The organism is Actinomadura roseirufa, from assembly GCF_900659635.1.
Classification (GTDB): Bacteria; Actinomycetota; Actinomycetes; order Streptosporangiales; family Streptosporangiaceae; genus Spirillospora; species Spirillospora roseirufa.
On record NZ_CAACVB010000376.1, the window covers coordinates 1 to 5,959 of the forward strand.

Sequence of the window (5,959 nt, forward strand, 5' to 3'; positions counted from 1 at the left end):
TGGCCGGGACGCTGCCCGCCGCCGCCGTCCCCGGCACGCTGCTCGTCCTGGACGCGCTGCCGCTGACCGCCAACGGCAAGCTCGACCGCAAGGCCCTGCCCGCCCCCGCCCCCGGCGGGACGGCGCGGGCGGCCCGGACGGCGTCGCGGCCCGGCTCCGCCTCGCCGGCGGGCGCCGTGTCCGGTGCCGGGCGGGAGTGGGTCGCCGGGATCTGGCGCGAGGTCCTCGGCCTCGACGAGGTCGGTGTGGAGGAGAGCTTCTTCGACCTCGGCGGCGACTCCATCCGGGCCGTCGCGGTCGTCGGCCGGATGCGGGCCGCGGGCGTCGCGGTGACCGTCCGCGACGTGTTCGAGCAGCGCACCGTGGCGGGCCTGGCCGGGCTCGCCGGGCGCGCCGCCGCGCCCCCGGCGCCCGCCGCGGTGGAGCCGTTCGCGCTGGTGCCCGCCGGGGACCGCGCGGCGCTGCCGGACGGCCTGGCCGACGCCTACCCGATGTCGCAGCTCCAGCTCGGCATGGTGTCGGAGTTCATGGCGGGCGGCGAGCGCAACGTGTACCACAACGTGGCGAGCACGCGGATCAGGGACGACGCGCCGTTCGACCCCGGCGCCTTCCACGCCGCCGTCGCCGAGATGGTCCGGCGGCACGAGATCCTCCGGACGTCGCTGCACCTCACCGGCTTCTCGGTGCCGATGCAGCTCGTCCGCGCGGAGGTGGACGCGCGCAGCACCGTGCACGCGGTGAGCGACGCGCCGGAGGAGCGGCGGAGGGAGCTGGACGACTTCGTGCTCCGCGAGCGCGCCGACGTCTTCGACTTCACCCGCGCCCCGCTGCTGCGGGTCGCGGCGCACGCCGGGACGGGCCCGGACTGGTGGCTCACCCTCACCTTCTCGCACGCCGTCTTGGACGGCTGGAGCCAGCACAACCTGCAGATGGAACTGGTCACCGTGTACCGGCGGCTGCGGGACACGGGCACGGCCGGGCCGCACGAGCCGGGCGTCCGCTACGCCGACTTCGTGGCGGCGGAGCTGGACTCGCTCGCCGGCGAGGAGGACCGCGCCTACTGGCGCGGGATCGTCACCGGTTACCGGCCGTTCACGCCGCCCGCGCCGGGCGCCGCCGTGGGCGGCGCCGTGGGGGACGCCGCCGGTAGGGAGGCCGGGCCGGGCTCGCACAGCATCGAGGTCCCGATCGTGGATCTCGCCGACCGGCTGCGCGCGCGGGCCGCCGAGGCGGACGTGCCGCTGAAGACCGTGCTGCTCGCCGCGCACCTGACCGCGCTCGACGCCCTCGCGCCGGGCGGCGCGCCCTTCCACACCGGGCTCGTCCAGCACGGCCGGCCGGAGGTCGAGGGCGCCGACGCGGCGATCGGGATGTTCCTCAGCACGCTGCCGGTCCCCTTCGACGGCACCGCGGCCACCTGGCGGGACCTGCTCGCGCGGACGTTCGAGGCGGAGCTGGAGACCTGGACGCACCGGCGCTTCCCGGCCCCGGCGGTGGGCAAGCTGTGGCGCGGCGCCGGGCGGCTGCTGCCCGCCCACTTCAACTACGTGGACTTCCACCAGAACGACGACCGGGTGATCGACGCCGAGGCGCGCGCCACGGAGGCGCCGACCGAGTTCGGCCTGGCGGTGCACGCCTTCGGGGACCGGCGGGTCGTGGTGACCGGGGACGCCGGCACGCTGGCCCCGGGCACCGCGCGGCGGCTCGCCGAGCTGGAGCGGGCCGTGCTGGCGGCAATCGCCGACGGCCTGGACGGCGACGCCCGCGCGTTCGCCGCCGCGCCCGGCGGCGAGGACGACCCGGGCGGCTGCCTGCACGCGCTGTTCGCCGCGCAGGCCGCCGCGACGCCGGACGCCACCGCCGTCATCGCGGGCGGCACCCGGCTGACCTACGCCGAGGTGGACGCGCGCGCCGACCGGCTCGCCGCCCACCTGGTCTCGCTCGGGATCGGCCCGGACGACCTGGTCGGCGTCTGCCTCGACCGCGACGAGCACCTGGTGCCCGCGCTGATCGGCGTCCTCAAGTCGGGCGCCGGCTACCTCCCGCTCGACCCGGTGAACCCGCCCGGCCGGCTCGCCTACATGGTGGAGGACGCGGGCGTGCGGGTCGTGGTCGCCGACGACGGCGCCGCCGGGCTGCGCGAGCGCTGCGAGGCGCGGTTCGTCGGCACCGACCCCGGTGAGCCGGAGGACGAGCCGCGGGACGCGCCGCGGGACGAGCCGCCGGGCGGGGGAGCGCGAGCGGTCCCCGACAACCTCGCCTACACCATCTACACCTCGGGCTCGACCGGCCGGCCCAAGGGCGTCGCGATCACCCACCGCAACGTCGTCCGGCTGATCACCACGGCGCAGGAGCACTACGCCTTCGAGGACACCGACGTGTTCAGCATGACCCACTCCTACGCCTTCGACGTGTCGGTGTTCGAGATGTGGGGCGCGCTGCTGAACGGCGGCGCGGTCCTGGTCGTCCCGCCGGAGACGACCCGCATGCCGGACGAGCTGCTCGACCTGCTGATCGAGCACGAGGTCACCGTCCTGTCCCAGACCCCGACCGCGTTCCGCGCCCTGCTGACGGCCGACGGGCTGGATCAGCGGATCGGGCGGCTGGCGCTGCGCGCGGTGGTCTTCGCGGGCGAGCGGCTGGAGTTCTCCGACCTCGCGCCGTGGGTGGAGCGGCGCGGCCTCGGCCGCACGGCCATGGTGAACATGTACGGGATCACCGAGACCACCGTGCACACCACCTACCACCGGCTGTCCAAGCGGGACCTGGCGCCGGACGCGCCCAACACCGTCGGCCGCCCGCTGTCGGACCTCACCGTCACGATCCTGGACGAGGACGGGTACCCCGTGCCGCCCGGCGTGGCGGGGGAGATGTACGTGTCGGGTCCGGGCGTGGCGCGCGGCTACCTCGGGCGGCCCGGCCTGACCGCCGGCCGGTTCGTCCCCGACCCGCAGGGCCCGCCCGGATCCCGGATGTACCGCAGCGGCGACGGCGCGCGGCGCACCCGCGACGGGGTCCTGGAGTTCACCGGCCGCATCGACGACCAGGTGAAGATCAACGGCTACCGGGTGGAGCTGGGCGAGGTCGAGGCCGCCCTCGCCGCCTCCCCGGGCGTGCGGCACGGCGTCGTCGCGCTGCGCCGCGACGCGGCCGGCGGGCCGCGGCTGATCGGCTACGTCGTCCCGGACGGCGACGGCGTGTTCGACCCGGCCGCGCTGCGCGCGCGGCTGCCGTACTACATGGTCCCGTCGGCGTTCGTCCGGCTGGACGCGCTGCCGCTGACCGTCAACGGCAAGCTCGACCGGCGGGCGCTGCCCGAGCCGCCGGCCCCGGCGGCGGGGGAGGGCGCCGAGCTGCCCTCGCCGTTCCACGAGCGGATCGCCGCGATGTGGCGGACGGTCCTCGGCGTGGGGCGGGTCGGCATGCACGACCGGTTCTTCGACCTCGGCGGCGACTCCATCCGCGCGGTCGTGCTCGTCGCGACGCTCCGCGAGGAGGGGTACGGCGTCACCACCCGCGAGCTGATGGAGCACGAGGGCTTCGCCGACCTGTGCGCGCTGCTCGCCGCCCGCGCGGGCACCGCCGAGCAGGCGCCGCGGACCGAGCCGTTCGCGCTGCTGGACGGCGCCGTCCGGGACCGGCTCCCCGGCGGCCTCGCCGACGCCTACCCGGTCACCCGCAACCAGCTCGGGATGCTCATCGAGATGCTGGCCTCCGCCGAGTCCGGGCGGCCGAGCTACCACCAGGTCAGCTCGGTGCGGGTCCGGGACGGCCGGCCGTTCGACGAGCCGGCCTTCCGGCGGGCCGTCGCCGCGCTGACCGAGCGGCACCCGGCGCTGCGCACCTCCTTCGACGCCTACGGGCACACCGAGCCGCTGCAGCTCGTCCACGAGCACGCGGACGTCCCGGTCGAGGTGATCGGCCCGGACGTGCCGGAGGAGGAGATCCGCGACTTCGTGCGCGGGCGCCGGGCCGCGCTGTTCGACCCCGCCGAGCCGCCGCTGCTGAGCCTGCACGTCCACCTGCGCGGGGACGGCGGCTGGCAGCTCACCGTCGTCAACGCGCACGTCATCCTCGACGGGTGGAGCCTGCGCGTCCTGCTCGGCGAGCTGATCGGGACGTACCTGGGCGCGCCGCAGCGCCCGGCCCCGGCCGAGCGGTTCGCCGACACCGTCGCCGCGGAGCTGCGGGCCCTGGACTCGCCCGCCGACCGCGCCTTCTGGACGGAGCTGCTGGAGGCGCACGCCAAGTTCGAGCTGCCGCCGGGCTGGCTCGACCCGGACACCGTCCCCTACGGCATCGACCTCGACCTGGACTCCGTGGACGCGGGGCTCCGCGGCCTCGCCGCCGCCGCGCGGGTGCCGCTGAAGAGCGTCCTGCTCGCCGCCCACCTCCGGGTGCTGGCCATGGTGACGCCCGAGGCCGCCTTCCACAGCGGCCTCACCACGCACACGCGGCGGGAGGCGCCCGACGCCGACCGGTCGCTGGGCATGAACCTGAACGTCCTGCCGTTCCCGTCGCCGCCCGCGGCGGCCACCTGGCGCGAGCTGGTCCGCCTCGTCTTCGAGAGCGAGGCGGCGCAGTGGCCGCACCGGCACTTCCCGATGCCGGAGCTCCAGCACGCCTCCGGCGTCGCGGGACGCCTCGTGGACGTGTACTTCAGCTACCAGGACTTCACCGCGGGCGACCACGCCGCGCCGGGCGCCGAAGAGGCCGCGGGCGGTCCCGAGGTGACGGCCACCGACGGCTTCGGCGCGAACGAGTTCCTGTTCACCGTCGCCACCGCCCCGGGCCGCCTCCTCCTGCGCTTCGGCGCGGGGAGCGTGACGCCCGAGAACGGGGCGCTGCTCGCCGAGATGTACCGGACGGTCCTGGAGGCGATGGCCGCCGACCCGGAGGGACCGGCCACGGCCGGGCCGCCGGAGTCGCGGATGGCCGAGCTCGCCGCGTGGGAGCCGGGCCCGGCCCCCGCCGCGACGGCGTCGGTCCCGGTCCTGGCGCGGTTCGAGGCGGAGGCCGCGCGCAGGCCCAGGGCGAGGGCGGTCGTGCAGGGCGACGTGCGGCTCACCTTCGCGGCGCTCGACAAGCGCGCCGCGCGGTTCGCGGGGCTGCTGCGGGAGGCGGGCGTCCAACCCGGCGCGGTCGTCGGCCTCGTCCTGGACCGCGGCCCGGACCTGATCGCCGCGATGCTCGGCGCCTGGAAGGCCGGCGCGGCCTACCAGGTGGTCGACCCGTCCACCCCGGAGGAGCACATCGGCGAGCTGCTGCGGGAATCCGATGCGGCCGCCGTCGTCACGGCCGAAGGCGTCCGGGCGACGGCGGACCCCGCATCGGACGGGTCCGCATCGGACGAGTTCGCAGCGGACCGGGCCGCGCGCTCCGAACGGGAGGCCGCCGGGGACGTTCCCCTGGACCGGCTCGCCTACATCGGCCGGACCTCCGGCGCGACCGGCCCGTCCAGGGCCGTGGCCGTCACGCACCGTGCGCTGGCCGGCCATCTCGACTGGGCGGTCCGGGAACTGGCGCAGGCCGGGCCGGGCGGCGGCGCGCTGTTCGCCTCGTCCGCCTTCGACCTGGCGTCCCCGAACCTGTGGGCGCCGCTGCTGGCCGGCAAGCGCGTCTGGCTGGCGCCCCCGGGAGAGGGGCCCGAGGGGCTCGGCGAGCGGCTCGCCGAGGCCGGGCCGTTCGGCTTCCTCCAGCTCACCCCCGGCCACCTGGACGTCCTGACCCGTGAGCTCACCGCCGAGCGGGCCGCGGCGCTCGCCGCCAGGATCGTCGTCACCGGCGACGTCCTGCCCGTCCCGCTGGCCGAGCGCTGGCTGGACCTGCTCGGCGACGGCCGGGTCGTCAACGGCTACGGGCTCGCCGAGGCGCCCGCCGTGGCCTGCGCGCACCCCCTGGCCGGGGCGGTCCGGCGGCGGGGCGTGCCGATCGGCGGCCCGCCGCCCGGCGTGGCGGT

1 protein-coding gene is annotated in these 5,959 nt (G+C 76.9%); it reads left to right on the top strand.

Annotation, left to right across the window (positions count from 1 at the left end):
* The coding region (locus tag E1291_RS38230) for a non-ribosomal peptide synthetase (protein ID WP_131742929.1) at window positions 1–5,959 on the top strand (5,959 nt) is incomplete at both ends.